Annotated in this window: 28 protein-coding genes; 16 read left to right on the forward strand and 12 right to left on the reverse strand. The window is 70.4% G+C overall.

From position 1 onward, the window contains the following. The first annotated feature begins 5 nt into the window (after positions 1–5). The 7 genes from N0B31_RS00625 (at position 6) to N0B31_RS00655 (ending at position 6,099) form a co-directional block, all read left to right on the forward strand. A complete protein-coding gene (locus tag N0B31_RS00625; RefSeq protein ID WP_260593788.1) occupies positions 6–791 on the forward strand; it encodes an SAM hydrolase/SAM-dependent halogenase family protein in 786 nt (261 codons plus the stop codon). Next, on the forward strand, positions 791–1,414 hold the full coding sequence (locus N0B31_RS00630; protein WP_260593789.1) for a trimeric intracellular cation channel family protein: 624 nt from the start codon (positions 791–793) through the stop codon (positions 1,412–1,414). Before N0B31_RS00625 ends, N0B31_RS00630 begins: the two co-directional genes overlap by 1 nt. Positions 1,415–1,923: 509 nt before the next feature. Next, positions 1,924–2,847: a rhomboid family intramembrane serine protease gene (locus tag N0B31_RS00635; RefSeq protein ID WP_260593790.1), complete on the forward strand. Its 924-nt coding sequence runs from the start codon at positions 1,924–1,926 to the stop codon at positions 2,845–2,847. After that, entirely contained in the window at positions 2,848–3,615 is a 768-nt protein-coding gene (locus N0B31_RS00640) for an endonuclease V (RefSeq protein WP_260593791.1), read from the forward strand. A gap of 48 nt (positions 3,616–3,663) precedes the next feature. Continuing rightward, positions 3,664–4,488: an SDR family oxidoreductase gene (locus tag N0B31_RS00645; protein ID WP_260593792.1), complete on the forward strand. Its 825-nt coding sequence runs from the start codon at positions 3,664–3,666 to the stop codon at positions 4,486–4,488. A 6-nt stretch (positions 4,489–4,494) separates the two neighbouring features. Then, entirely contained in the window at positions 4,495–5,856 is a 1,362-nt protein-coding gene (locus tag N0B31_RS00650; RefSeq protein ID WP_260593794.1) for a glycerate kinase type-2 family protein, read from the forward strand. A 24-nt stretch (positions 5,857–5,880) separates the two neighbouring features. Continuing rightward, complete coding sequence (locus N0B31_RS00655; RefSeq protein WP_260593795.1) at positions 5,881–6,099, forward strand: hypothetical protein; 219 nt, start codon at positions 5,881–5,883, stop codon at positions 6,097–6,099. Positions 6,100–6,113: 14 nt separating this feature from the next. Here N0B31_RS00655 and N0B31_RS00660 read toward each other — a convergent pair whose 3' ends face one another. From N0B31_RS00660 to N0B31_RS00670, 3 genes are all read right to left on the reverse strand, one after another. Further along, the gene (locus tag N0B31_RS00660) at positions 6,114–7,229 is read right to left on the reverse strand and encodes an ArsA family ATPase (protein WP_380628433.1); all 1,116 of its coding nucleotides are present in this window, start codon (positions 7,227–7,229) and stop codon (positions 6,114–6,116) included. A 24-nt stretch (positions 7,230–7,253) separates the two neighbouring features. After that, positions 7,254–7,799, reverse strand: coding sequence for a hypothetical protein (locus tag N0B31_RS00665; RefSeq protein ID WP_260593797.1), 546 nt, complete (start codon positions 7,797–7,799; stop codon positions 7,254–7,256). A 73-nt stretch (positions 7,800–7,872) separates the two neighbouring features. Continuing rightward, positions 7,873–8,973, reverse strand: a complete 1,101-nt coding sequence (locus N0B31_RS00670; RefSeq protein ID WP_260593798.1) for a pyridoxal phosphate-dependent aminotransferase — start codon at positions 8,971–8,973, stop codon at positions 7,873–7,875. An 86-nt stretch (positions 8,974–9,059) separates the two neighbouring features. On the opposite strand from N0B31_RS00670, the gene N0B31_RS00675 reads away from it, so the two are divergent. Together N0B31_RS00675 and N0B31_RS00680 are read left to right on the forward strand one after the other, a co-directional pair. Further along, positions 9,060–9,581 carry a CinA family protein gene (locus N0B31_RS00675; protein ID WP_260593799.1) on the forward strand — a complete coding sequence of 174 codons (522 nt, stop codon included), beginning with the start codon at positions 9,060–9,062 and terminating at the stop codon, positions 9,579–9,581. 37 nt (positions 9,582–9,618) lie between these two features. Continuing rightward, complete coding sequence (locus tag N0B31_RS00680; RefSeq protein WP_260593800.1) at positions 9,619–10,161, forward strand: metal-dependent hydrolase; 543 nt, start codon at positions 9,619–9,621, stop codon at positions 10,159–10,161. A gap of 10 nt (positions 10,162–10,171) precedes the next feature. Here N0B31_RS00680 and N0B31_RS00685 read toward each other — a convergent pair whose 3' ends face one another. Together N0B31_RS00685 and N0B31_RS00690 are read right to left on the reverse strand one after the other, a co-directional pair. After that, positions 10,172–10,924 (reverse strand): PHP-associated domain-containing protein, encoded by a 753-nt coding sequence (locus tag N0B31_RS00685; protein WP_260593802.1) that lies wholly within the window; start codon positions 10,922–10,924, stop codon positions 10,172–10,174. A gap of 26 nt (positions 10,925–10,950) precedes the next feature. Beyond that, positions 10,951–11,391 carry a methylated-DNA--[protein]-cysteine S-methyltransferase gene (locus tag N0B31_RS00690; RefSeq protein ID WP_260593803.1) on the reverse strand — a complete coding sequence of 147 codons (441 nt, stop codon included), beginning with the start codon at positions 11,389–11,391 and terminating at the stop codon, positions 10,951–10,953. 123 nt (positions 11,392–11,514) lie between these two features. Between N0B31_RS00690 and N0B31_RS00695 the strand changes: the two genes are divergently transcribed. Further along, the gene (locus N0B31_RS00695) at positions 11,515–11,802 is read left to right on the forward strand and encodes a DUF7565 family protein (RefSeq protein ID WP_260593804.1); all 288 of its coding nucleotides are present in this window, start codon (positions 11,515–11,517) and stop codon (positions 11,800–11,802) included. 21 nt (positions 11,803–11,823) lie between these two features. Here the strand turns inward: N0B31_RS00695 and N0B31_RS00700 are convergent, their stop codons facing one another. The 6 genes from N0B31_RS00700 to N0B31_RS00725 form a co-directional block, all read right to left on the reverse strand. Beyond that, a complete protein-coding gene (locus tag N0B31_RS00700) occupies positions 11,824–12,201 on the reverse strand; it encodes a YybH family protein (protein ID WP_260593805.1) in 378 nt (125 codons plus the stop codon). A gap of 157 nt (positions 12,202–12,358) precedes the next feature. Continuing rightward, positions 12,359–12,796: a transcription elongation factor Spt5 gene (locus tag N0B31_RS00705; protein WP_260593806.1), complete on the reverse strand. Its 438-nt coding sequence runs from the start codon at positions 12,794–12,796 to the stop codon at positions 12,359–12,361. 1 nt (position 12,797) lies between these two features. Further along, on the reverse strand, positions 12,798–12,971 hold the full coding sequence (locus N0B31_RS00710) for a protein translocase SEC61 complex subunit gamma (RefSeq protein ID WP_260593807.1): 174 nt from the start codon (positions 12,969–12,971) through the stop codon (positions 12,798–12,800). Positions 12,972–13,090: 119 nt separating this feature from the next. Further along, complete coding sequence (gene ftsZ, locus N0B31_RS00715) at positions 13,091–14,263, reverse strand: cell division protein FtsZ (RefSeq protein WP_260593808.1); 1,173 nt, start codon at positions 14,261–14,263, stop codon at positions 13,091–13,093. A gap of 341 nt (positions 14,264–14,604) precedes the next feature. Next, on the reverse strand, positions 14,605–15,954 hold the full coding sequence (locus tag N0B31_RS00720; RefSeq protein ID WP_260593809.1) for a D-aminoacyl-tRNA deacylase: 1,350 nt from the start codon (positions 15,952–15,954) through the stop codon (positions 14,605–14,607). A 1-nt stretch (position 15,955) separates the two neighbouring features. Beyond that, a complete protein-coding gene (locus tag N0B31_RS00725) occupies positions 15,956–17,275 on the reverse strand; it encodes a calcium:cation antiporter family protein (RefSeq protein ID WP_260593810.1) in 1,320 nt (439 codons plus the stop codon). Positions 17,276–17,439: 164 nt separating this feature from the next. Here N0B31_RS00725 and N0B31_RS00730 point away from each other — a divergent pair, with 164 nt between their 5' ends. From N0B31_RS00730 to N0B31_RS00750, 5 genes are all read left to right on the forward strand, one after another. After that, a complete protein-coding gene (locus N0B31_RS00730) occupies positions 17,440–18,237 on the forward strand; it encodes a shikimate dehydrogenase (RefSeq protein ID WP_260593811.1) in 798 nt (265 codons plus the stop codon). A gap of 50 nt (positions 18,238–18,287) precedes the next feature. Continuing rightward, positions 18,288–18,866, forward strand: a complete 579-nt coding sequence (locus tag N0B31_RS22545) for a helix-hairpin-helix domain-containing protein (protein WP_303655782.1) — start codon at positions 18,288–18,290, stop codon at positions 18,864–18,866. A gap of 127 nt (positions 18,867–18,993) precedes the next feature. Further along, complete coding sequence (locus N0B31_RS00740; protein ID WP_260593812.1) at positions 18,994–19,866, forward strand: aminotransferase class IV; 873 nt, start codon at positions 18,994–18,996, stop codon at positions 19,864–19,866. A 152-nt stretch (positions 19,867–20,018) separates the two neighbouring features. Continuing rightward, positions 20,019–20,189, forward strand: coding sequence for a hypothetical protein (locus tag N0B31_RS00745; RefSeq protein ID WP_260593813.1), 171 nt, complete (start codon positions 20,019–20,021; stop codon positions 20,187–20,189). Positions 20,190–20,215: 26 nt separating this feature from the next. Then, positions 20,216–20,632 (forward strand): dual specificity protein phosphatase family protein, encoded by a 417-nt coding sequence (locus N0B31_RS00750; RefSeq protein WP_260593814.1) that lies wholly within the window; start codon positions 20,216–20,218, stop codon positions 20,630–20,632. On the opposite strand, the gene N0B31_RS00755 is transcribed toward N0B31_RS00750, so the two are convergent. Next, a complete protein-coding gene (locus N0B31_RS00755; protein ID WP_260593815.1) occupies positions 20,629–20,919 on the reverse strand; it encodes a transcriptional regulator in 291 nt (96 codons plus the stop codon). The genes N0B31_RS00750 and N0B31_RS00755 overlap by 4 nt on opposite strands. A 102-nt stretch (positions 20,920–21,021) precedes the next feature. Between N0B31_RS00755 and N0B31_RS00760 the strand changes: the two genes are divergently transcribed. Next, a complete protein-coding gene (locus tag N0B31_RS00760) occupies positions 21,022–21,987 on the forward strand; it encodes a nucleotidyltransferase family protein (protein ID WP_260593816.1) in 966 nt (321 codons plus the stop codon). Positions 21,988–22,102 lie beyond the last annotated feature (115 nt).

Consider the following 22,102-nt stretch of genomic DNA (forward strand, 5'->3'; position numbering starts at 1 on the left):
GGGGGATGATAACGCTCAGCTCCGACTTCGGGTCGCCCTACCCCGCGGCGATGAAGGGCGTGCTGCTCCAGCACACGGCCGCCCGCCTCGTCGACGTGAGCCACGAGTTCCCCCGACAGGACGTCCGCACGGCCGCCTTCTGGCTCCGCGAGGTACTCCCGTACTTCCCGCCAGCGGTCCACCTCGCCGTCGTGGACCCCGGCGTCGGCACCGACCGCGGCGCGCTCGTCGTCCGCGCCGGTGAGCACGCGCTGGTCGCTCCCGACAACGGCCTCGTCCTGCCGGTCGCCCGCCGACTCGCCGCCGTGAGCGACGCCGAGGACGCTACCGTCGAGGTGTTCGAGTGGGCCTACGACGACCCGGCGAGCCACACCTTCCACGGTCGGGACGTGTTCGCCCCGTGTGCCGCCGCGGTCCACGAGGTCGGCATCGACCGGCTCGAGACGCTCGACGCCGCCACGCCGGCCGACGAGTACGAGGACCGAACCTTCCCCGAACCGACGCTCCCGACCGCGGAGGCCGAGGCTCCCCGCGGCGAGGTGCTCGTCGTCGACGGCTTCGGCAACGTCGTGACGAACCTCCCGGCCTCGGTGCTAGAGGGCCACTACGGCGCGCACGTCACCGTCCACGGCACCAGCGGGCGCGTGGCCCGGGCGTACGACGAGGTCGACCCCGGCACCCGCGTCGTCACCGTCGGGAGCCACGGCAACGTCGAACTCGCGGTCAACCGCGGCCGTGGGGACAGCTCGTTCGGCCTCGAACCGGGGGACGAGGTGCGCCTCTCGTTCTGATGGTCTGGGTCGATCCCCTCGACCCCTTCGCGGTCGCCAACGTCGTGGGCCTGCTGGCGTTCGCGATAGCCGGGGCGCTGAAGGGCGCGGACGCGGATCTCGACCTGTTCGGCGTCGTCGTGCTCGGTGTCCTCACGGCGCTCGGCGGCGGGATGCTCCGCGACGTGCTCGTCGGCCGCGTGCCGGTGGCGCTGACCACGACGAGCGACGTGACCGTCGTCCTCGTCGGCCTCGCCTTCGCCGTCTTCCTCACCAGGCGGCTCGACCGGCGCCTGCGCGACCACCCCGCGTTCCTCCTCTCGGACGCGGTGGGGCTGTCAGCCTTCGCCGCGACGGGGGCGCTCGTCGGCGCCGGTGCGGGCGTCTCCCCGTTCGGTGTGGTCGTCCTCGCCACGCTCACCGGCGTCGGCGGGGGGTCGCTCGCGGACCTGCTGTTGACGCGCGTGCCGGCCGTCCTCCGCGAGGACTTCTACGCCACCCCTGCGGCCGTGGGTGGGGTCGCGTTCGTCCTCGCCCGGGTGGCGGGACTGGGGGCGCCGGTGCCGTCGGTGGCGTGCTTCGGGGCGGCGCTGGGGTTGCGCGTGCTGGCGCTTCGGTACGACTGGCACCTCCCGAGCGTGTAGGTCGTCCGCTCGTCACGCTTCGTTGGCGGAGCGGTCGGTGTGGTCGTGGTGAGGGTGTGGTCGGCGAGCAGTCGCGCGAGTCACGGTACGAGGTGACCCGCACCGCAGGAGGGGCCGGCCGTCGCTGACGCGACGGCACGGCGCGCCTGCCCTCCCCCGCGTGTCCAGCCGCGCTCGCGGTCGCGCGCGCGCCGGCCGGACAGGCCACGTGGGTCGGCCGGTCCGGGCGAGAGAGACGGCCTGCGGCGCGTCTCGTCGCGCCGAAACGGGGGAGCGTGGGGTGGCCGTGTACGCTCGCAGGGCGCACCGGCCATCCCTGCGGTGTCGTGCAGTTCAGTCGGACCGCGATAGCAGTCGGTGGCCCGCTCAGTCCCCACGATAGACACGCGGGTCCCCCTTCGGGCACCTCTGGACGCGGGGGACTCACCGCTCGCGCCCACGGCTCTCGAGACACACCACACGCGGCTCCGACCCGAAACGACTTGCGTCCCCCACGACTACCCGAACCAATGGCAACGTGCGACGTGTGCGGGAAACAGGTGGACCTCCCGTACAACTGCAGTCGCTGTGGCGGCACCTACTGCGGGGAGCACCGCCTCCCGGAGAACCACTCCTGTGCCGGACTGGACCAGTGGGACGACCCGAGGGGCGTGTTCGACTCCGGGTTCGACGACAGCGTGGACCAGCGCGGCGGCTCCTCGTCGTGGAGCGACCGCCTGCCCGGCACCAGCACGGGGGGCTTCTTCGGCTACTTCCGCGGGAACGTCACCTACCTGTTCCTCGCGATCATGCTCGTCGTCTACGTCCTCGAGTTCGTCGTCATCGGCCTGAGCAACGCGGGCGTACTCTGGCCGACGGCGTTCCAGGACATCTTCGTCCTCACCTCCGCGAACCCCCAGTACGTCTGGACGTGGGTGACGAGCGTGTTCTCGCACTCGCCGGCGACGTTCACGCACATCTTCGGGAACGGCATCGTGCTGTTCTTCTTCGGCCCGGTGGTCGAGCGCCGCATCGGGTCGAACCGGTTCGTCGCCCTGTTCCTCGCCAGCGGTATCGTCGCCGGCCTCGGGCAGATCGCCCTCGGGTTCGCGCTCGGCGACCCCGTTCCCGGCGTGCTGGGCGCGAGCGGCGCTGCCCTCGCCATCCTCGGCGTCCTGACGGTGCTGAACCCCGACCTGAAGGTCTACCTCTACTTCATCCTCCCCGTCCCCATCTACGTCCTCACGTTCGGCTACGCGGCGCTCTCGGTGCTCGGCATCGTCGCGCAGGGCGGCATCCTCGGCAACGTCGCCCACGGCGCCCACCTCGTGGGTCTCCTGCTCGGACTCGCCTACGGCAGCCGCGTGAAGGGCGAGGTGCGTGCGCCCGGCGAGTTGCAACTCGGGCGCGGTGGTGGCCCCGGCGGTCCCGGCCGCGGCCGTGGGCCGTTCTGAATGGAGCCGCCACCGGACCGCGAGCGGTTCCGCCCCACGCCCGGCCGCTCGCGCGAGGAGATGGAGGCTCTCCAGCGCGACATCGCCGCGAGCGCCCGATTCGCGGACGACCTCCCGTTCGACCCGGCGACGGTGGGCGACCCGGACGGCCCCCTCGTCGCCGGCGTCGACCAGGCGTTCCTGACCGACCGCGACCCCGAGATGGCGGTGAGCGCCGTCGTCGTCCGCCGTGGCGACGAGGTGATAGAGCGCGTCCACGCCATCTCGCCCGTCGAGATACCCTACGTTCCCGGCCTCCTCGCGTTCCGCGAGGGCGGGCCGATCCTCGACGCGTTCGCCGAACTCGAGACGGACCCCGACCTCGCGCTGTTCGACGGGTCGGGGCGTATCCACTTCCGGGAGGCCGGCCTCGCCACGCACGTGGGGGTGGCGCTCGACCTGCCGAGCGTCGGCGTGGCGAAGTCGTTGCTCTGCGGGACCCCCGCGCGTGACACCGCCGCCCTCGCCGCGGGTGAGCGCGTCCCCATCAGGGGCGACGACCGGATGTCCGCGTCGGCCACCGACACCGTCGTGGGCTACGCCTACCAGTCCAGACAGTACCCCGACTCGCGGCGCATCAACCCACTGTACGTCTCGCCGGGGCACCGCGTGAGCGCCGAGACGGCCGTCGACTGCGTCGCGCGGTGTGGCGGTGACTACAAACTCCCCGAACCCACCCGGCTGGCCGACGCGTACGCCGACGAGGTGAAGCGCTCGCTCGCCGAGTGAGTCCGCGCGACGGGAACGTCTATGTGCGGAGGCGCCGACGCCCCGGCTATGAGTCAGAAGACGGCCCTGATAACGGGCTGTTCGTCCGGTATCGGTCGCGCCACCGCGTGGGCGTTCCTCGACGACGACTGGAAGGTGTACGCTACGGCCCGCAACCCCGCCGACATCCAGACGCTCGGCGAGCACGAGGACTGCGACATCAACACGCTCGACGTGACCGACGACGAGGACGTCGCGCGCGTGGTCGACCGGATGGTGGACCAGGACGGCCGCATCGACGCGCTGGTCAACAACGCCGGCTACGGCGGGCACGGCCCGCTGGAGGACGTGACCGTCGAGCACCTCCACGAGCAGTTCGACGTGAACGTCTACGGTCCCCACCGCCTCGCCCGTGCCGTCCTGCCTCACATGCGCGCGGCGGGCGACGGCACCATCGTGAACGTCTCCTCCGTCGCGGGCCGGGTCGCCGCACTCGGCATGGGTGCGTACTCGGGGTCGAAACACGCGGTGGAGGCGATGAGCGACACGCTCCGGCTGGAGACCGAGCGGTTCGGCGTCGACGTGGTCGTCGTCCAGCCGGGTCCCGTCGAGACGCAGTTTCGCGAGCGGGTCGGCGAGGAACTCGACCGGTACGACCGGAGCGACGCCTACGAGGACATCTACGACTTCCAGGAGGACGCCAACCTGCTCGGCGGCGACGGCCCGTTCGCCGTCTCGCCCGACGAGGTGGCCGACGCCATCCTCGAGGCGGCCGTCTCCCCCTCGCCGAAGGCGCGCTACCCCGTGGGTCGGTTCGCCGAGTACGCGATGCTCGCCCGGTTCCTCCCCGACGGGATCCGAGACTCCGTGTTCGGCCTCCTGCGGAGACTGTAGTCCGCGATGTTCGAGGCACGCGAGCGCCACGCCCGGTCGCCCGCCCACGAGACCGCGCTCGCCTGTCTGGAAGCCGGTATCGAGGCGGCCGCCCCCGCACGGGCGGTCGAGCGCGCCGTCTCGCTCGACGGTGACGCCCTCCGCGTCGTCGACGCGACGTACGACCTCGGCGCGTTCGACCGCGTCCTCGTCCTCGGCGCGGGGAAGGCCACCGCGGCGCTCGTGCGGGCGCTCGAAGCCCGGCTCGGTGACCGACTCGACGGTGGGCGAGTCGTCGTCGACGCCCCGCCCGACCCACCGCTGGCCCGCGTCGAGGCCGCTGTCGGCGAACACCCGGTCCCCGGTGCGGGGTCGGTCGCGGGCGCCGAGCGCGTCCTCGAACTCGCCGAGACCTGTGACGAGCGGACGCTCGTGCTCGCGGCGTTCACCGGCGGCGGGTCGGCGCTCCTCGCGGCCCCCGTGGCGGGCCTCGCGCTGTCGGACCTCCGGGCCGTCACCGGGGCCCTGCTCTCCGCCGGCGCCGGCGTGGCCGAGGTGAACGCGGTCCGCAAGCACTGCTCGGCGGTGAAGGGCGGCCGGCTCGCCGGGGCCTGCGCGCCGGCGACCGTCGTCACGCTTCTCGTGAGCGACGTGGTCGGCGACGACCCGGCCGTGATAGCGAGCGGCCCGACCGTCTCCGACCCGACGACGTTCGCCGACGCGCTCGCCGTGCTCGACCGGTACGGAGTCGAGGCACCGGCGGTCCGTGCCCACCTCGAACGTGGCCGCGACGGCGAGGTCGCGGAGACACCGACCCCCGGCGCCCCGGCGTTCGACCGCACCGCGACGCACCTGCTCGCGAGCGGTCGGACCGCGCTCGAGGCGGCGCGCGAGACGGCGGCCGAGCGGGGCTACGCGACCTGCCTGCTCTCGGCGAGCGTCGAAGGCGAGGCCCGCGAGGCAGGACGGTTCCACGCCGCTATCGCCCGCGAGACGGCCGAACGGGGGGACCCGGTCGCGCCACCCGCCGTCCTGCTCTCGGCCGGAGAGTGTACCGTCACGGTCCGGGGCGACGGAACGGGCGGCCCGAACGCGGAGTTCGCACTCGGGGCGGCGCTCGACCTCGCCGAACTCCCCGACGGCGTGGTCGTCGGCAGCGCCGACACGGACGGTCGTGACGGCAGTACGGCCGCCGCGGGCGCGCTCGTCGACGCCCGGACGGTCGAGGACCTGCCCGAGGCGCGGGCCGCCCTCGCGGCCAACGACAGCTACGGCTACCTCGACGGCCGCGGCGCCCTCCTCCGGACGGGCCGGACGGGGACGAACGTGAACGACCTGCGAGTGGTCGTCGTCCACCCGCCGGCCGACGACGCGGGGAGCGGCGTTTAATCCCCCTCCCCGCGTAGGAGGGGTATGGGCTACGCGCAGTACTTCGCCGTCGGCGAGTACGACTGGACGCAGTGGGTGGTGTTCGGCGGGCACGCCGTCGTCGCGTTCCTCTTCCTCGCGGGTGCGGTGAACACGCTCAACAGTGGCGGCGAACCCCTCGGGGCGGGGTTGCAGGCGACGCTGGCGCTCCTCGTCGTCGGACTCGGTCTCACCGTCGCGCGGATGATGGGTCGACGGGAGTAGCGGGGGGTCGCCGGTCAGTCGAGACAGGCCGCGACGACGCGCAGCATCTCCTCGCCGTGGACCTCGTCGGCGAACAGGGGGACTCGCTTGACCGCACGACCACGGAACAGGTTCTGCGAGCGCGAGAGCGCGTTCCGCTGGACGTCCCAGCGGCGCTGGCAGAACTCGCAGTGTTCGAGGTCGGGCGCGACGAACCACTCCGTCTCGACGCCCGTCACGTCCGCGAGGTCCTGCATCACCCGGTTGACGACGAGCGTGGAGACGGGGATGCCGAACTCGGTCAGGCGCTCCACCAGCCGCTCGCTCTCGACGACGCTCATCTCCTCGGGGACCATCACCACCCGGAAGTCGGTGCGTGCCGGGTCGCGCAGCGCCGCGCGCAACCGCTCGATGCGCTCGGCCATCTCGCGCAGGTCGGCCATCCCCGCCTGCGGGTCGGTGTCGGCGCCGAACATCCCCTTCACGGAGTCCATCATCCCGGAGAGCCGCTCGCGCATCGCCATCATCCGGCCCATCATCGAGTCCATCAGCTCCGGGAGCTCGAGCAGTCGGAGGGTGTGCCCCGTGGGCGCCGTGTCGACCACGACGCGGTCGAACCGCGCGTCGTCCATGTACCGCAGGAGGAGTTGCATCGCGGCCGCCTCGTCGGCACCGGGCATCGTCCCCATCCCGCCGCCCATCGGGTCCGCACCCGCACCCTCGCCGTCTGCGCCCCCGAGGGGACCGTCTTCCCCGAGCAGTGCGTCCACCCCGCCCATCCCCATCGGGTCCGCACCCTCGCCGTCGGCGAACGGGCCCTCGTCCATCCGTTCGGGGTCGATCTCGACGCCGTAGAGGGGGACGTCCTCGCGCAACCGCGTCGGCTCGCCGGGCACCTCGACGCCCAGCGAGTCCGACAGCGAGTGGGCGGGGTCGGTGGAGACGGCGAGCGTGGCCGTCCCCTCGCGGGCGGAGGCGAGCGCCGTCGCCGCCGCCATCGTCGTCTTGCCGACGCCGCCCTTCCCGCCGTACAGCACGTACTCGGGGGCGTCGACGGTCACGTCGTCGTCCAGCGACTCGACGGCCTCCACCGAGAGTTCGCTCATACCCTCGCGTGCGAGATGGGGACCTATGGGTCCGTCGCTTGGGATTTCCTTCGCTTGATTGCGTATCGCTTAGCTTTCGCTCTTACCGCTCTCTATCTGCTTCGATATCTGCCGCAACGCACCCAAGACTGCAAAATATACGTCTTTCTCGTCGGTGGAGCGGATGGTCATCCTGAAGCCATATCCCCTGATACTGACGTGACTCATCATCTCCCCATCCGAACCAGAATCCTCGAACTGCTCAAACCCACGGTAGGCGATACTGTCGACTGAATCGAACTCATCCATAGACAGCCCAAAAGAGTCCTGCAAATCTGTGAACTGAACTACTCCGGCCCCCTCCGGGTCGACTGGTGTACAGCGGAACACAAGCGATGTTTGAGCAGGTGGACGAACTCTGACCTCCAATAGGTCCGGCGTTATTCTGTAGCCGCCTACCTCGATAGGTTCGATATCGGCAACGACGCCTCGAACGTTCGCTCTGACGGTGTAGGTGTAAGAGAGAACTGCTACTGTCAACGATGCCCCGGCGACGAATGACCCGACAACAGACGGGCCAGCGTTGCTAAATATGCGGATTATCTCGTTGACCGGCAACTGCGAGACGACATGCATCACTCTCTGTCGTATATCATTCTCGCTCAGTTATGTGTCTGTGGGGCGGCATGGTTCCGGAACCCCACAAATCTCAGCCGAGGTAGTCGGTCAGCCGCGCGGCCGCCTCGTCCACCCGCGGGGTCACCAGCGCGAACCGGAGCCACTCGGTCCGCGAGGAGCCGAAGGCCTCGCCCGGCATCCCGGCGACGCCGGCCTCGTCGATCAGGCGCTCGACGTTCTCGAGGGTCCCGGGGAAGCCGTCGAACCGAACGAGGACGTAGAACGACCCCTCGGGCGCGGTGTAGTCCGCGCCGGCCTCGTCCAGCGCCGCGGTGAACGTCTCGATACGGTCCTCGACGAGCTGGCGGTTCGCCTCGTAGTAGGCGTCGGGCGTCTCGCGCAGCGCCCGCAGGACGGCCGCTTGCGCCGGCCGCGAGGCGGCGATGGTCGTCAGCATGTGCCGGGTCCGGACCGCGTCCTGCAGGTGCGCTGGGACGACGCAGTAGCCCACCCGGAGGCCGGTGATGGCCATCGACTTCGAGAAGCCGTTCGTGACGACGCGGTTCGGCGAGTCGAACGCGAGCGCCGAGGTGAACCGCCCGGAGTGGTCGAACGCGTCGTACACCTCGTCACTGACGAGACAGGCGTCGTGGTCCTCGCACAGGTCGACGAGCGCCCGCTTCGTCTCGCGGCCGTAGACGGCACCGGTCGGGTTGTTCGGGGAGTTCACGACGACCACCGCGGTGTCGTCACCGATCGCCTCGGCCACCCGGTCCGGGTCGAGGTGGCCATCCGCGTCGGCGTCGACGTAGCGCGTCTCGGCCTTCAGCAGGTCGTTGCGCCCCGCGTAGTAGGGATAGACGGGGTCGGTCAGCAGTACCTCGTCGCCGGGGTAGGCGTCCAGCGCGCAGGCGGTGGCGACGTGGTTCGCCTCGGCGGTCCCGTTCGTGACGAACACGCTCTCGGTGTCGACGCCGTGTCGATCGGCGATGGCCGCACGGAGCGGCCGGTCCCCCTCGCTCGCTGAGTACTGGAACGCCTCGGGCTCCCGGTCGGCGAACTCCCGGAGGCCCTCGCGGAGCGCCTCGGGGGGCGCCCAGTCCGGGTTGCCGCTGACCATGTCGACCACGTCGCGGTCCGCGGCGTCGGCGTACTGCATCACCCGGAAGAACAGCGGCCGGTCGTAGTCCATACTGGCGAGGCGGGCCGCTCCGACGAGTCGGTTTCGGCTCCCGGTGGGGGAGGGGGATTCAATGCCGAGGCCGCCGAGCCACGGCCATGGACGATGCAGACGACACGCCGATCGAACGCCGGGTCGGCGAGGTGCTCCGTGAACGCGGCGAGACGGTGGCCGTCGCCGAATCCGCGACGGGCGGCCTCGTCGGGTCGCTGCTCACCGACGTGCCCGGCTCCTCGGACTACTTCGACCGCTCGCTCGTCACCTACGCCTACGACGCGAAACTGACCGAACTGGCCGTCTCGCGCGAGTCGCTGGACGAACGGGGCGCCGTCTCCGAACCGGTCGCCCGGCAGATGGCCGCCGGCGTCCGCGACGTCTCGGGGACCACGTGGGGCGTCGCCACCACCGGCATCGCCGGGCCCGACGGCGGCACCGAGGCGAAACCGGTCGGCACCGTCTACGTCGGCGTCGCCCACGCGGGCGAGTGGGGGAGCGGTGAGTCGTACACGAGCGTCGAACGCCACGAGTTCGACGGTACCCGCACGGCGGTGAAAGGCCGGTTCGCCCGGCAGGCACTCACGGACCTGCTGGCCGCCCTCACCGAACGGGACGGCGTATGACGGAAACCCTTAGGAACCGACCCGCGTCGTCTCGGGCGTGAACAAGAAGGGTCACGTCCTGAACGCCGTCCTCCTCGGTATCGGGCTGGCATACGTCCTCGAACCCGCGGGCGACGTCCAGACGTTCGTCACCATCGCCGAGGTGACGATACCGGTCACGCTCGGGGCGCTCCTCCCCGACGTGGACACGGCGTTCGGCAAGCACCGGAAGACGTTCCACAACCTCCCGACGCTGGTCGTCTTCCTCGCGTTCCCCCTCTACTTCGGGAACCTCCAGTGGGTCTGGGTCGGCGTCCTCACGCACTACGTGCTGGACGTGCTCGGGAGCAAGCGGGGCATCGCGCTGTTCTACCCGTTCTCGCCCCGCGAGTTCGGGTCGCCCACCGGCGTCACCACCTCCAGCAAGTACGCCGACGTGGTCACGCTCGTCGTCACGGCCTTCGAACTCGGCGTCGCGGCCGTCCTGGTCCACGTCGTCCCGGGGCTCGTCCAGCGGGTCCTCCAGGCGCTCCCCGGCGACGTCGGCAACGCCGCCTCAGAACTCGCCGCGACGCTGCTCGCCGTCCCGTTCCCGCTCTGAACCCGCCGGGTCAGTACACGGCGACGTCGTCGAACCGCCCCTCGTAGGCCGGGTTCCGCGGGTGCGTCGCCTCCTGCCCCTTCAGCACGACGCGTTCGAACTTCTCCCACGTGTTCTCCCAGCTCAGGTGGGCGAACTCCGCGTGACACCGGAGCCGGTGGCGACGGCCGGGGCGGTGGAACACCCGCCGCGGCTCGCCCGCTCTCAGGGCCGCCGCGAGGCCGTCGGCCGTCTCGAACGGCTCCTCGAACGCCGTCCACACCTCGCCCACGGTGGGCGTGAGGTGGGCGTACGATGAGGCGAACGGCGGGAGGCCCGTGTCGCCCGCCAGCGCCCGCGCCCGCTCGTTGTGCCCCGTCCGGTGTTTCGGATTGTACACCTCGATGCCGTCCAGCTGGTCACCGTAGGCGGCCAGCTCCGCGGCCCCGAAACTCACCGTCGCGAACTCCGGGTGCGGGACGAGCGTCGCGCAGTCCTGCCGGTCGAGTTCGGCCATCGCCCCCTCCAGCGTGACGAAGTCCGGGATGGGGTCGCTCGGGGCGACCGCGAGGACGTGCTTGCGGTCACGCCACGACCCGGTGAACACCTCGCGGGCGGGGACGACGAGCAACTCGTCGTCGGAGAACCGCTCGGCGCGCGCCTCGACGTCGGAGAGGTGGGTGAAGTGCGGCGCGTAGACGAGCGCGTCGAGACCACGGGCCTTCGCACGCTCGACGACGCGCTCGTCGAGTATCTTCACGTGGGGGTCGACGCGGAAGGTCACTGCCCTCGGGTACCGGCGGCCGAGGTTTAGCGGTTACCGTTCGCCCCGTACCCAGCCAGCGAGGCCTGCCGCTCGCCCCCGGCGTGCTCCCGCTCGTGGGCCAGGAGCGCTCGCTTCAGGTCGACTCCACCCTCGGCGGAGAACCCACCCAGCCTGTCTCGCCCGACCACGCGGTGACACGGGACGACGAGCGGCACCGGATTCCGCCCGCAGGCCCCACCGACGGCGACCGGGCTGGTGTCGAGTTCGCCCGCGAGGTCACCGTACGTCCGCGTCTCGCCGTAGGGGATGGCCGCCATCGCGTCCATCACCCGTCCCGTGAAGTCGTCCGGGACGGCGACCGTGAGGTCGAACGCGTGGCGCTCGCCACGCTCGTACTCGCGGACCTGTCGACGCACCTCGGCCGGCGACTCGGTGATCCGCGACTCGTCCACCTCGAACCTGTAGCCCCAGAGTGCGACCTCCATGCGCGTCGCTGGTGCCCGACCGGTATCTACCTTGGCCGAGCGGGGTGGAACTGGAGGGTGGACGACGCGACACGCCGGCCCCTCGTCGGAACGTTCTTGCCCACCGCCCCGGACCCGACGGGTATGTGGGAGTGTGCCATCGAGGGTTGTGGCGAGCGGACCGAGACGGCCGAGGAACTCCTCTTCCACCAGGCCACCGACCACGAGCGCGTCCGCTGTGCGGTCTGTGGTACGACCGTCGCCGACGGCTACTTCGCCATGCGTCACACCGCCTCCGAGCACACCCGGACCCAGTACCTCAGGGCCTACGACGCCGACCGCGAGGACCTGAAACACCGCGAAGCGGTCCTCGAGCGCGTCGAAGCCGAGGCCGACGTGGCGTCGGTCCTCGACCGCTTGCGGGACGAGTGATCCGTTCCCGTCCCGCCCGGTTCACTCCTCGCCCATCCCGTTCCAGACGTCGCGGTGGATGCGCCACGTCCCGTCCTCGGGTCTCCAGACCTCGACGAACTTGACGTGGTCCAGCACCTCGCCCGCCGTGTCCTTCATCCAGGCCTCGCCGGTCCGCATCGCCAGCTCGTCGTCTCGCTCCACGTCGCGGGCCTCGATGTCTACCGACGCGACACCTGCCTCTGCGACGTCTTGCCAGTACGACACGACGGACGGCACTCCCGCGACGAAGTCGCCGTCCGGCGGGAGCAACTCCGCGTCCCGCGTGTAGAGGTCGCCGAGTCGCTCGGCGTCGCCGCTCGGCAGCACCTCGCTCACCGACTCGATGCGCTCCTCGAACGCTGTCTCTCCCATCGCCATCGGTCTCTCCCTCGGCGCCTGCCACCGGCCGTGTCCACGACCGGTCGCTGACGCGCCGCACAACTACGGGTCGGGGGATGTTAACAGTTCGCAAGAGTCGTTCCCCGTGACACTCCCGGCCGGAGGCGGGTCCGTGCTGGTACCGGTGGACGAGTCGCTACCGTTCTTCCGAGTCGAGGACGCGAATCTGGTCGCCGCGGACCGTCACCGGGATGGGGACCGTCGCCTCGTAGAGTTCGACCGTCACCTGGTCCTTGCCCTCGTCGATGCGCTGGACCTGTGCCTTCTCGCCCTTGAACGGGCCGGCGATGAGTTCGACGATGTCGCCCTCGGCGATGCCCTCGACGTCCGGCTTGGGCGAGAGGAAGTGCTCCACCTCGGCGATGGAGGACTTGCCCTGCACGACCCCACGGGCGTGGGGGATCTCGTCGAGGATGCGCTCGAACACGCTGGCGTCGTCGGCCTCCACCATCACGTAGGAGGTGAGCGAGTCCGGCGCCAGCGCCGCGTGGACCGACGCCTCCTCGCGGTTCATGATCATGTCCGCGACGGTCCGCTCCTGCGAGGCGGTGGTCTTGACCGCGAAGATGGCCATCCTAGATCCCTCCGGGCATGAACGTCATGATGACGAAGATGACGAAGCCGAGGAACCCCACGAGCATGATACCCGCACCGGCGACGAGCGAGACCTGCGAGAACTCCTCGGTAGAGGGCGTGCTGGCGAGCTTCAGCACGCGGACGTACGAGGTGAGGTCTTTGGGTACTTCCATACCTGCGGTATCCTCGCGGGCACTTCTATACCTGTTGGTCCGTCACGGAATCGCTCGCGGGCGTCCGCGGCGCTCGTGGGTGTCGAAAGAACGGAGAACGTCGGGGCCGACGGACGGCGTTACTCGATGAAGTCGATGCCGCCGTCGGAGGTGGCCGGCTGCTGGCTCCCACCCTGCTGGCGGGCGGCGCGTTCGCGCTCGGCCTCCGACTTGCCGTATATCTGCGGGCTCTCGACACCCGTGACGACGACCATCGTCTCCATCTTCCCGTCGAACTCGTTGTTGACCGAGGCGCCCCAGATGATGCGGGCGTCGGGGTCGATGCGGTCGTAGATCTCCTCGACCACACCCTCCGCCTCCTCGATGGACATGTCGGGGCCACCGACCACGTTGACGAGCGCCGAGTTCGCGCCGTCGAACTCGACGTCGAGCAGCGGCGAGCGCAGCGCCGAGCGCATCGAGTCCTGCGCCTTGTTCTCGGAGTCGGACTCGCCGAGGCCGATCATCGCGACGCCACCGTTCTCCATGATGGTCTTCACGTCGGCGAAGTCGACGTTGACGAGGCCGGGCTTCGTGATGAGCTCGGTCATCCCCTTGACCGAGCGCATCAGGACGCGGTCACAGATCTTGAACGCGTCCTGCAGGGGCAGGTTCGGCGCGTAGTCGAGCAGTCGGTCGTTCGGGATGACGATGACCGTGTCCGCCACCGCACGGAGCCGTTCGAGACCCGCGTCGGCGTTGGCCCGCCGTCGCTCGCCCTCCGCGGTGAACGGGATGGTGACGACGGCGATGGTGAGCGCGCCGGCCTCCTGCGCGGCCTGCGCGACGACCGGGGCGCTCCCGGTGCCGGTGCCGCCACCGAGGCCGGCGGTGACGAACACCATGTCCGAGTCGTCGATGGACGCCTGGATGTCGTCGATGTTCTCCTGTGCCGCTTCCTCGCCGATCTTCGGGACCGAACCCGCCCCGCGGCCGCCGGTCCGCTGGCGACCGATGAGGATCTTCGTGTCGGCGATGACCTGCTGGGCGAGGTGTTGGGCGTCGGTGTTGGCCGCGACCAGCGAGGCCCCGTGGATGCCCTCCTGGGCCATCCGCGTGACCGTGTTGCCGCCGGCACCGCCGCAGCCGACGACCGTGATGTTCGTCTCGAGGTCCTTGACGACCTGCGCCAGCTCGTCGTCGGTCATCGTCCCCGACGTGTTCGGGCTGGCGCCGCCAGCACCCGACTCCCCAGTCGGGCTCTCCCCGTGCTCCTCGGCCTCTTCGATGGCGTCCTCGATCAACGAGTCCATGCTACTCGGCGCCTTGCGTGTGCATCATATGTATCTATCGCCGGCGTCTGACGCCTGTCATACGGTCTCGGGCCGTCTGTGGGCCGATTTCCCGGTTCGAGCGTAAACCGCTGACCGCGATATAGAATCCTGTCGGTCGGGGTCCAGTGGGTGCCGCGGGTGTCTGACGCGAGCGCGCCAGCCGTGGTGAGCGCCCGTAGCGTCGAGTGGTGGGTCGGTGTCCGTGGGATTGAGCGGGGGTAGCGTGGTACAACGTGAACCGCACCCGCACCGCACCAGCACTGCTTCCGCACCGCTTCCGAACCGCCTCCGCACCGCGTCCCTCCCCTCGACCTACCGACCTACACCTCGAACGTCTCCTCCCGCACGCTCGTCACCGCCTCGGGGTCGATGGTCCGACCGCCGACCTCAACGGCCTGCCCGCTCGCCAGTTTGCCGAACGCCGGCCCCTCGCTCACGCCGAGGGTCGCCGCCTTCTCTGGGTCGAACTCGCGCGTGCGTACGGTGACAGTGTCGCCGTTCCGGGTCACCTCGTCGTAGCGCGTCTCCAGCAGCGGGACGAGGGCGTCGACGACGGCGTCCCGGTCGGCCCCGTCGACGAGCAGCACGGGGCCGGTCGGGACCGTGCCGCCCTCGTCGGTGGCGAACGCCACGCTGCGTTCGGCGACGGCCGCCCGCGCGCGGTCACGGTCGATGCCGACGCACTCCTCCAGCAGACGCTCGGGAAGGGTCGCCTCGACGAACGCGTCGGGGGCGGTCTCGCCGGCGATGTCACCGAAGCGGGTCCCCTCGTCGACGCTCCCGAAGCGATGTTCGACCCGCTCGACCACGTCGAGCGGGACGCCACTCGTCTCGCGGAGCCACGTCTCGCTCACCACGTCGTAGCCGAGGTCCGCGACCAGTTCGCGCATCGCGTCGGTGTCGCCGTCCCCGTCCAGGAGCGCGCGGGTCGCCGCCGACGCCTCGAACGCCTCGCGGAACACCGCGGGGTGCTCCCGTGGGTCGCCGACGTCCCCGAGCGCCCAGTCCGAGGCGACGTGGCCCACCGCCCAGTCCGTCTCGACGACGAGGCGCTCGAACCGGTGGACGTAGTGGCCCCCACCGAGGCCGACGACGCTTCGCTCGCGGTGCGGGTCGACGCCACGGAGGTCGAGGACCGCCCGGGCGACGGCCTCGGCGCCCGCCTCGTCTCCCCACTGCGGTTCGTCGCTCCCGAGTTCCGCGAACAGCGACGGACACCCCACGTCGGTCGGGCCGTGGTGGGTACACTCCATCCCCACCTCGTAGCCGTCGGGGGCGTGCTCGGCGAACGCCTCGCGGATGCGGGCCAGCGCGTTCGGGGCGGCCTCGGCGAGCGCGTAGTCCTCGCCGCCGAACTCGGCCGGCCCGAAGTTGCCGGTGGTGTGGGCCGTCAGGAGGGCGTCGGTGTCGCCGGCGTGCCGGGAGGCGAACACGAGCAGGTCGGGTGTCCCGGAGAAGGCGTCCGCGGGTCGTCCGAGGTGGAGGTGGAGTGCCTCGAAGGTACGGAGTTCGACGGCGCCCGGAGCGCCTTCCAGTCGGTGGTAGGTCCCGCCACCGTCGCTCTCGGGTCGCTCGCGGTCCTCGTGGGTGGTCCAGTCGGCCAGTTCGAGCAGTCGGTCACCGACGTTGACGGAGGCCTCGTCGGCCCGCGAGACGACGATCGCCAGCACGTCAGTCGGCGCGCTCCGGCGTCGGTTCCTTCGACCCGAACGCCACCTGCACGGTGTCGCTCGCGCGGCCGACCAGCCGTCGCAGCGAGTCGCGCCGCCGGACGAACATCGCGGTCCCGACGATCATGTAGATGGCCGTGTAGATCAGCAGGAGTTCGTAGCTCGTCAGCACCTCCGGGACGAACCCACGGATGAGGCCGAACTCGAGGAACACCTGCGAGAGGAACAGCACCAGCAGCGCGACGGCCTCGCGGAGACTGATGTCGAAGTTGACGAGGATGGCCAGCGCGAAGTACGACTGGGCCGCGGTGATCCATATCTCGGCCGCCTGCTTCTCGTCGAACGGGAGCGGTCCGTACGCGCCGAGCCCGATGGAGTAGACGACGACGAGCGTCCCGATGAGCAGCGTCCACTGGTTCAACTTCGAGGAGATGAGCGCGTTGAACCCCGCGGTCGAACGGGCCTTGTTCACGAGGTAGGCGACGACGATGAGTTCGGGTGACTCGCTCGCGAGCGGAGCGATCCACTGGACCATGAAGAACGCGGGGATGCCGAAGTCCTCGCCGAGCACCTCCAGCCCGTGCGCGAACGGCTCGACGGCCGTGAATATCATGAGTCCGGAGTAGGCGAACAGACCGATGACGATGGGGACGCGTGCCGCACGGGCGAACGACTGGAAGTAGGCGGGGACCCCGACCTGCTCTTCGACCTCCTCCACGTCGCCCCTGAGGACGACGGCGATGTAGGCGACGTAGAGACCGACGAGGAAGAACGCGTCTATCGCGTCGATGCCGCCACCGAGGGGGACGAGGAATGCCCACATCGTGGCGAGGAAGAGGAACATGACCTCGAGCGAGATGTCGCGGTCGAGGTTGACCCTGTCCGCGAGGAAGCCACGGCGCGTCTCGACGGCGGGGTCGTCGGTGGCCTTGGCCTTGTAGACGGTGAACAGCGCGATACCGGACCAGCCCAGGCCGATGAGGATGCGGTTCGCGCCGGTCATGTTCGCGACGGCGAGGTTGGCGGACTCGGGGTCCCCCCGGCCAGCCTGGAAGGCGTAGAGGGCGTCGACGGCGTACTCCGGCGCGACGGCGAGCACCGCGAGGACGGCGATGGCGAACGCCCGTGGGACGTCCTTCTCGGCGGTCTCGGCGCCCCACGCGAGGAGGAACGAGGCGCCGAGGACGGACAGCCCGGCGACGGTGACGACGGTGATGTTCGAGAATCCGCCGACGGCGCCGAAGAGGCTCGACCCCACCCACGGGGCCGTGAGGAGGAGCGCCATCGCGACGCCGACGAGCGGATGACGGAGACGACTCATTGGCCGGACAGGGGCGAGGTACGCACCTAACTCTGACGCTCTGGGGCCGGGTGTGCGGGCCGGTCCCACCGCTCGGACGCCGTCTCGCCGGCTGCCTGTCTGCCGCCGTGACCGCCGTCGCCGCCACCGTCACCGTTTACCCGACGCCCCCCGCACCGCGGGGTATGCAGGTGTACGGTTTGCTCGGCAACCCGGTGGGGCACTCGCTCTCTCCGCCGATGCACGAGGCCGCCTACGAGACGCTTGGGCTGGACGCCCGCTACGTCACCTTCGAACCGGCCCGCGACGACCTCGCCGCCGCCCTCTCGGGGGCCGAGGCGCTCGGCATCCGGGGGCTGAACGTCACCATCCCGTTCAAGGAGGACGTGTGCTCGCTCGTGGACACGGACCCCCTCGCCGAACGTATCGGCGCGGTGAACACCGTCGACCTCTCGGGTGAGCGCCCGACGGGGCACAACACCGACGCACTCGGGGTGACACGGGCGTTCGAGCACCACGGCGTCGACATCGCGGGGACGGCGGTGGTCGTCGGTGCCGGCGGGGCGGGCCGGGCCGCCGCGTTCGGCCTCGCCGACGAGGGTGTCGAGGTGCGTATCGCCAACCGGACCGTCGAACGGGCCGAGTCGCTGGCGAGCGAGGTGCCGGGCGCGAGCGCCCACGGCCTCGACGCGCTGGGTGACCTGCTCGCCGACGCGGACCTCCTCGTCAACGCGACGAGCGTCGGCATGGAGACAGACGAGACGCCGGTGTCGAAGGCCGCGCTCCACGCGGACCTCGCCGTGCTCGACGCGGTGTACCGACCGCTCGAGACGCGACTGCTCCGGGAGGCGAGCGCCGTGGGCGCGCTGACCGTCGACGGGGCGTGGATGCTGCTGTTCCAGGGGGCCGCCGCGTTCGAGCGCTGGACGGGCCACGAGGCCCCCGTGGACCCGATGAACCGGGCATTACGGGCCGGTCTATAAGTGCCACCGTTGTGTACGAGTTTAAGTAGTGTCGTTCACTTGTAACCACTATGAGCGTACTCGGCATCATCGGGGACATCCTGTCCATCTTCGGACTGGGGTCCTCACGTAGCGACCGTGGGAAGTCGAACGGGTCGTCCAGCACGGACGTGCGCATCGAACGCGAGAGCGGTGACGGCGAGGCCGCCACGGAGAACGAGGCGGCCGTCAAGGGGACGGAGGAGTCGCCCGAGCACGAGGAGAGCGAGGCGGTCGACGCCGACACCGAGGACGAGGAGCCGGTGGCCGCCGAGACGGACGCCACGGCCTCCACCGGGTCGATGGCCGACGAGTCCGGCGAGAGCGAGGTGGCCGAGGACGCGGAGGCCACGGGCGTCACGGAACACGCGGGCACGGAGGAGTCGGCGGCCGAACCCGCCGAGGCGGCCGGTCCCGTCCCGACCGAACCCGAAGCAGGCGAGGAACCGGTCGACTCCGTCAGCGGTATCGGCCCAGCCTACGCCAAGCGCCTGAACGAGGCCGGCGTCGAGAGCGTCGCGGACCTCGTCGCGGCCGACGCCGCCGAGGTGGCCGACGAGACGGGTATCTCCGAGAAGCGCGTCCGTGGCTGGCAGGACGCCGCGGAGTAACACCGCCCCGCCGCCGCTTCTCCGACCTGCACGCCCGTCAGCGGCGGCGCCGGGTCGCATCACGCCAGCCGTGGGCCGGGCGCCCCGCACCCAAACAGGGAAACCGCCGTGCCCCGACCGTGAGCGCATGTACCACGTCGACGGCGACCTCGTCGCCCGCGAGGACGCCACAGTCAGCGTCGAGGACCGGGGATTCCGCTACGGCGACGCCGCGTTCGAGACGATGCGGGTCTACGGCGGTACCGTCTTCGAGTGGGAGCGTCACCTCGCGCGACTCCGGCGGACCTGCGAGACGCTCGGGATGCCCGACGCCGTCCCCGGCGACCTCGCTGCGCGCGTCTCCGAGACGCTCGCGGCCAACGACCTGCGCGAGGCCTACTGCCGGGTCTCGGTCACGCGCGGCGTCCAGCCCGGGAAACTCACGCCCGACCCCGAGGTGGACCCGACGGTGGTCGTCGTCGTCCGAGAACTCCCGGTGGGAGGTGTCGGCGGCGGGAAGTCGTGGACCGACCCCGCGGTGGTCCGTAGCGTCGAGACGCGGCGGGTGCCCGACGCGTGCCTGCCGGCGGACGCGAAGACGCACAACTACCTGAACGGCATCCTCGCCCGCGTGGAACTCCGGCGGGCGGCGGCCGAGGGCGACGGACGGGTCGCCGACGAGGCGCTGATGCGGGACACCGAGGGGTTCGTCGCCGAGGGCGCCTCGAGCAACCTGTTCTTCGTCGACGACGGGACGCTCCACACCCCCGCGGCGGGTGACCTCCTCCCCGGCGTCACCCGCGAGGTGGTCCTCGAACTCGCGGCCGAGGAGTCGTTCCCGGTCGAGGAGGGGCGCTACACCGTCGGTGAGGTCCGTGGGGCCGACGAGGTGTTCCTCACGAACTCCACGTGGGAACTCCGTCCGGTCGCGAGTGTCGACGGTGTGATCACCAGTGACGGGCCGATCACGAACCTGCTGACACGCCTCTACGAGGGGCGCGTCGAGGCACGGTGCTACTGAGTGACGTGTGTAGCACTCGCACGAACTGTCGGGCCTCTATACAGTGTGTGTGGCCAACAGGTTCTTGCTGTCTCGCCGTGTTCCGCCTCACGGATACCATCGTGAGCAGAACGTGTCGGCTCTGCGGGGACAGGTCGGGGACGTACCGTACGGTGCAGGTTGGCGACGGCCTGAGCCGTCGGTGGGCGGTCTGTGACCCCTGCGTCGACACGCCCCGTGGGGCCACGTGGCTGTCGGTGGACGAGGCGGGCGACCCGGAACGGGTGGTCCTCCGGGTCGAACCGGAGTCGGTGGTGGGAGCGATGTGGGACGACGAGACGTGAGCGTGCCGCTTCCGAGCTGAACGACGATGGACCGAGTCACGCCGAACCTCTACGTCGGGTCGCTCGCCGACGCTGGCGACGTGGCGACACTCCACGACGCCGGCGTCGAGACCGTGATTCGACTCACGCACGAGACACCGAGCGACGCTCCGACCGACCCGAGGGTCCACGCCCGCCCGATGGTCGACGGGCCACGGAACGACGCCGAGCGTTTCGCGGCGGCCGCTCGCGCGGCGGTGGCGGCGCTCGAACGCGGCGAGACGACACTGGTCCACTGCTCGGCGGGGGCCTCACGCAGCGTGTCGGTGGCCGCCGCGGCACTCGCGGTCCACGACGGGACCGACGTTCGCGAGGCGTTCGCTCGCGTCGGCGCGGCCCGCGACGAGGCGGACCCGCACCCGGCGCTCGTCAGGCGGGCGGCGGCGTTCGTGGAGCGGGCCTAGTCGATGGTGAACGACGGTTCCTCCACGTTCTCGGACTTGCACTCCGGGCACCGTGAGGGGCGATTGACGAGGTCGTCGAAGTCGGTGAACCCGCAGTCGCGGCACTCCGGCGGGGCGACGAGGAGTTCCTCGTCGGTGCCCTGCAGCGACGCCGCGATGTGTTCGACGTGCGTGAGCGCCGTGTTCGTGGTGACGCCGAACTCGTTGGCGAGGGTCCCACCCTTCGCGGGTTCGTGACGGAGGTACTCGGCGATGCGCTGGCGGGTGGTCCGTTCGGCACCCTGCATACCACCCGTTCGCGTCGCCCGAACAAGTGCCTTCTCCCCGCCACGGCCCGCGAAACTGTCGAAGGGAAAGGGACTTACCGGCCCGGAGATAGGTCACACGCCATGAGAGCAGTCGTCCTGGCCGGCGGGTACGCCACCCGCCTGTGGCCGATCACGAAACACCGCCCCAAGATGTTCCTCCCCGTCGGCGAGACGACGGTCATCGACCGCATCTTCCGGGAACTGGAGGCCGACGAGCGCATCGAGGAGGTGTTCGTCTCCACCAACGAACGGTTCGCCGCGGACTTCGAGCGGTACCTCGCAGAGAGCGAGTTCGAGAAGCCCACCCTCTCGGTGGAGGAGACCACCGAGGAGGACGAGAAGTTCGGCGTCGTCGGTGCGCTCGCCCAGCTCGTCGACCGCGAGGGCGTGGACGACGACCTGCTCGTCGTCGCCGGCGACAACCTCATCGGCTTCGACCTCTCCGAGTTCGTCGACTTCTTCGAGGCCAAGGAGGGCCCGGTCCTCGCGGCCTACGACGTGGGGAGCAAGGAGAAGGCCCGCTCGTACGGGCTCGTGGAACTCGACGGCGACACCGTCGTGGACTTCCAGGAGAAACCCGACGACCCCAACAGCACGCTCGTATCCATCGCCTGCTACGCGTTCCCGCGTGAGTCCATCCGGTTCGAGGAGTACCTCGAGGGGGGGAACAACCCCGACGAACCCGGCTGGTTCATCCAGTGGCTCGTCGACCGCGAGACCGTCTCGGCGTTCGCGTTCGACGAGGCGTGGTTCGACATCGGCACGCCGGCGTCCTACCTCGAGGCCGTCTCGTGGGCGCTGAACGGGACCAACGTCGTCGCCGAGAGCGCCACGGTCACCGACAGTGTCGTCGACGCGGACTCGCACGTCATGGCCGGCGCCCACGTGGAGAACAGCGTCGTCCGCGGCTCCGTCGTCTTCCCCGGCGCCCGCGTCGTCGACTCGGAGATCCACGACACCATCATCGACGAGCAGACCACCATCGAGAACATGGACCTCGCGGGGGCGTTGATCGGGGCGCACACGCAGCTGACGACCGAAGAATAGAACCCACTTTTTACTCCTCGGGTGCGCTCGCTCCGCTCGCGCACCTCTCGTCGCAAAAACGTGGGGAAAAACTGCGCCGTTCGCGCCTCCGGCGCTCACGGTGGGTAGGTGCGCT

This window comes from Salinirubellus salinus, from assembly GCF_025231485.1.
GTDB lineage: Archaea > Halobacteriota > Halobacteria > Halobacteriales > Haloarculaceae > Salinirubellus > Salinirubellus salinus.

Bases quoted from the DNA above. Each gene is read 5' to 3' on its own strand.
- N0B31_RS00700 (WP_260593805.1), bottom strand. From the start codon at position 12,201: ATGGCGATGGGAGAGACAGCGTTCGAGGAGCGCATCGAGTCGGTGAGC.
- N0B31_RS00725 (WP_260593810.1), bottom strand. From the start codon at position 17,275: ATGAGTCGTCTCCGTCATCCGCTCGTCGGCGTCGCGATGGCGCTCCTC.
- N0B31_RS00755 (WP_260593815.1), bottom strand. From the start codon at position 20,919: ATGCAGGGTGCCGAACGGACCACCCGCCAGCGCATCGCCGAGTACCTC.
- N0B31_RS00625 (WP_260593788.1), top strand. From the start codon at position 6: ATGATAACGCTCAGCTCCGACTTCGGGTCGCCCTACCCCGCGGCGATG.
- N0B31_RS00665 (WP_260593797.1), bottom strand. From the start codon at position 7,799: ATGCATGTCGTCTCGCAGTTGCCGGTCAACGAGATAATCCGCATATTT.
- N0B31_RS00695 (WP_260593804.1), top strand. From the start codon at position 11,515: ATGTGGGAGTGTGCCATCGAGGGTTGTGGCGAGCGGACCGAGACGGCC.
- N0B31_RS00635 (WP_260593790.1), top strand. From the start codon at position 1,924: ATGGCAACGTGCGACGTGTGCGGGAAACAGGTGGACCTCCCGTACAAC.
- ftsZ (WP_260593808.1), bottom strand. From the start codon at position 14,263: ATGGACTCGTTGATCGAGGACGCCATCGAAGAGGCCGAGGAGCACGGG.
- N0B31_RS00710 (WP_260593807.1), bottom strand. From the start codon at position 12,971: ATGGAAGTACCCAAAGACCTCACCTCGTACGTCCGCGTGCTGAAGCTC.
- N0B31_RS00740 (WP_260593812.1), top strand. From the start codon at position 18,994: ATGTACCACGTCGACGGCGACCTCGTCGCCCGCGAGGACGCCACAGTC.
- N0B31_RS00705 (WP_260593806.1), bottom strand. From the start codon at position 12,796: ATGGCCATCTTCGCGGTCAAGACCACCGCCTCGCAGGAGCGGACCGTC.
- N0B31_RS00670 (WP_260593798.1), bottom strand. From the start codon at position 8,973: ATGGACTACGACCGGCCGCTGTTCTTCCGGGTGATGCAGTACGCCGAC.
- N0B31_RS00675 (WP_260593799.1), top strand. From the start codon at position 9,060: ATGGACGATGCAGACGACACGCCGATCGAACGCCGGGTCGGCGAGGTG.
- N0B31_RS00730 (WP_260593811.1), top strand. From the start codon at position 17,440: ATGCAGGTGTACGGTTTGCTCGGCAACCCGGTGGGGCACTCGCTCTCT.
- N0B31_RS00630 (WP_260593789.1), top strand. From the start codon at position 791: ATGGTCTGGGTCGATCCCCTCGACCCCTTCGCGGTCGCCAACGTCGTG.
- N0B31_RS00645 (WP_260593792.1), top strand. From the start codon at position 3,664: ATGAGTCAGAAGACGGCCCTGATAACGGGCTGTTCGTCCGGTATCGGT.
- N0B31_RS00760 (WP_260593816.1), top strand. From the start codon at position 21,022: ATGAGAGCAGTCGTCCTGGCCGGCGGGTACGCCACCCGCCTGTGGCCG.
- N0B31_RS00655 (WP_260593795.1), top strand. From the start codon at position 5,881: ATGGGCTACGCGCAGTACTTCGCCGTCGGCGAGTACGACTGGACGCAG.
- N0B31_RS00640 (WP_260593791.1), top strand. From the start codon at position 2,848: ATGGAGCCGCCACCGGACCGCGAGCGGTTCCGCCCCACGCCCGGCCGC.
- N0B31_RS00690 (WP_260593803.1), bottom strand. From the start codon at position 11,391: ATGGAGGTCGCACTCTGGGGCTACAGGTTCGAGGTGGACGAGTCGCGG.
- N0B31_RS00750 (WP_260593814.1), top strand. From the start codon at position 20,216: ATGGACCGAGTCACGCCGAACCTCTACGTCGGGTCGCTCGCCGACGCT.
- N0B31_RS22545 (WP_303655782.1), top strand. From the start codon at position 18,288: ATGAGCGTACTCGGCATCATCGGGGACATCCTGTCCATCTTCGGACTG.
- N0B31_RS00650 (WP_260593794.1), top strand. From the start codon at position 4,495: ATGTTCGAGGCACGCGAGCGCCACGCCCGGTCGCCCGCCCACGAGACC.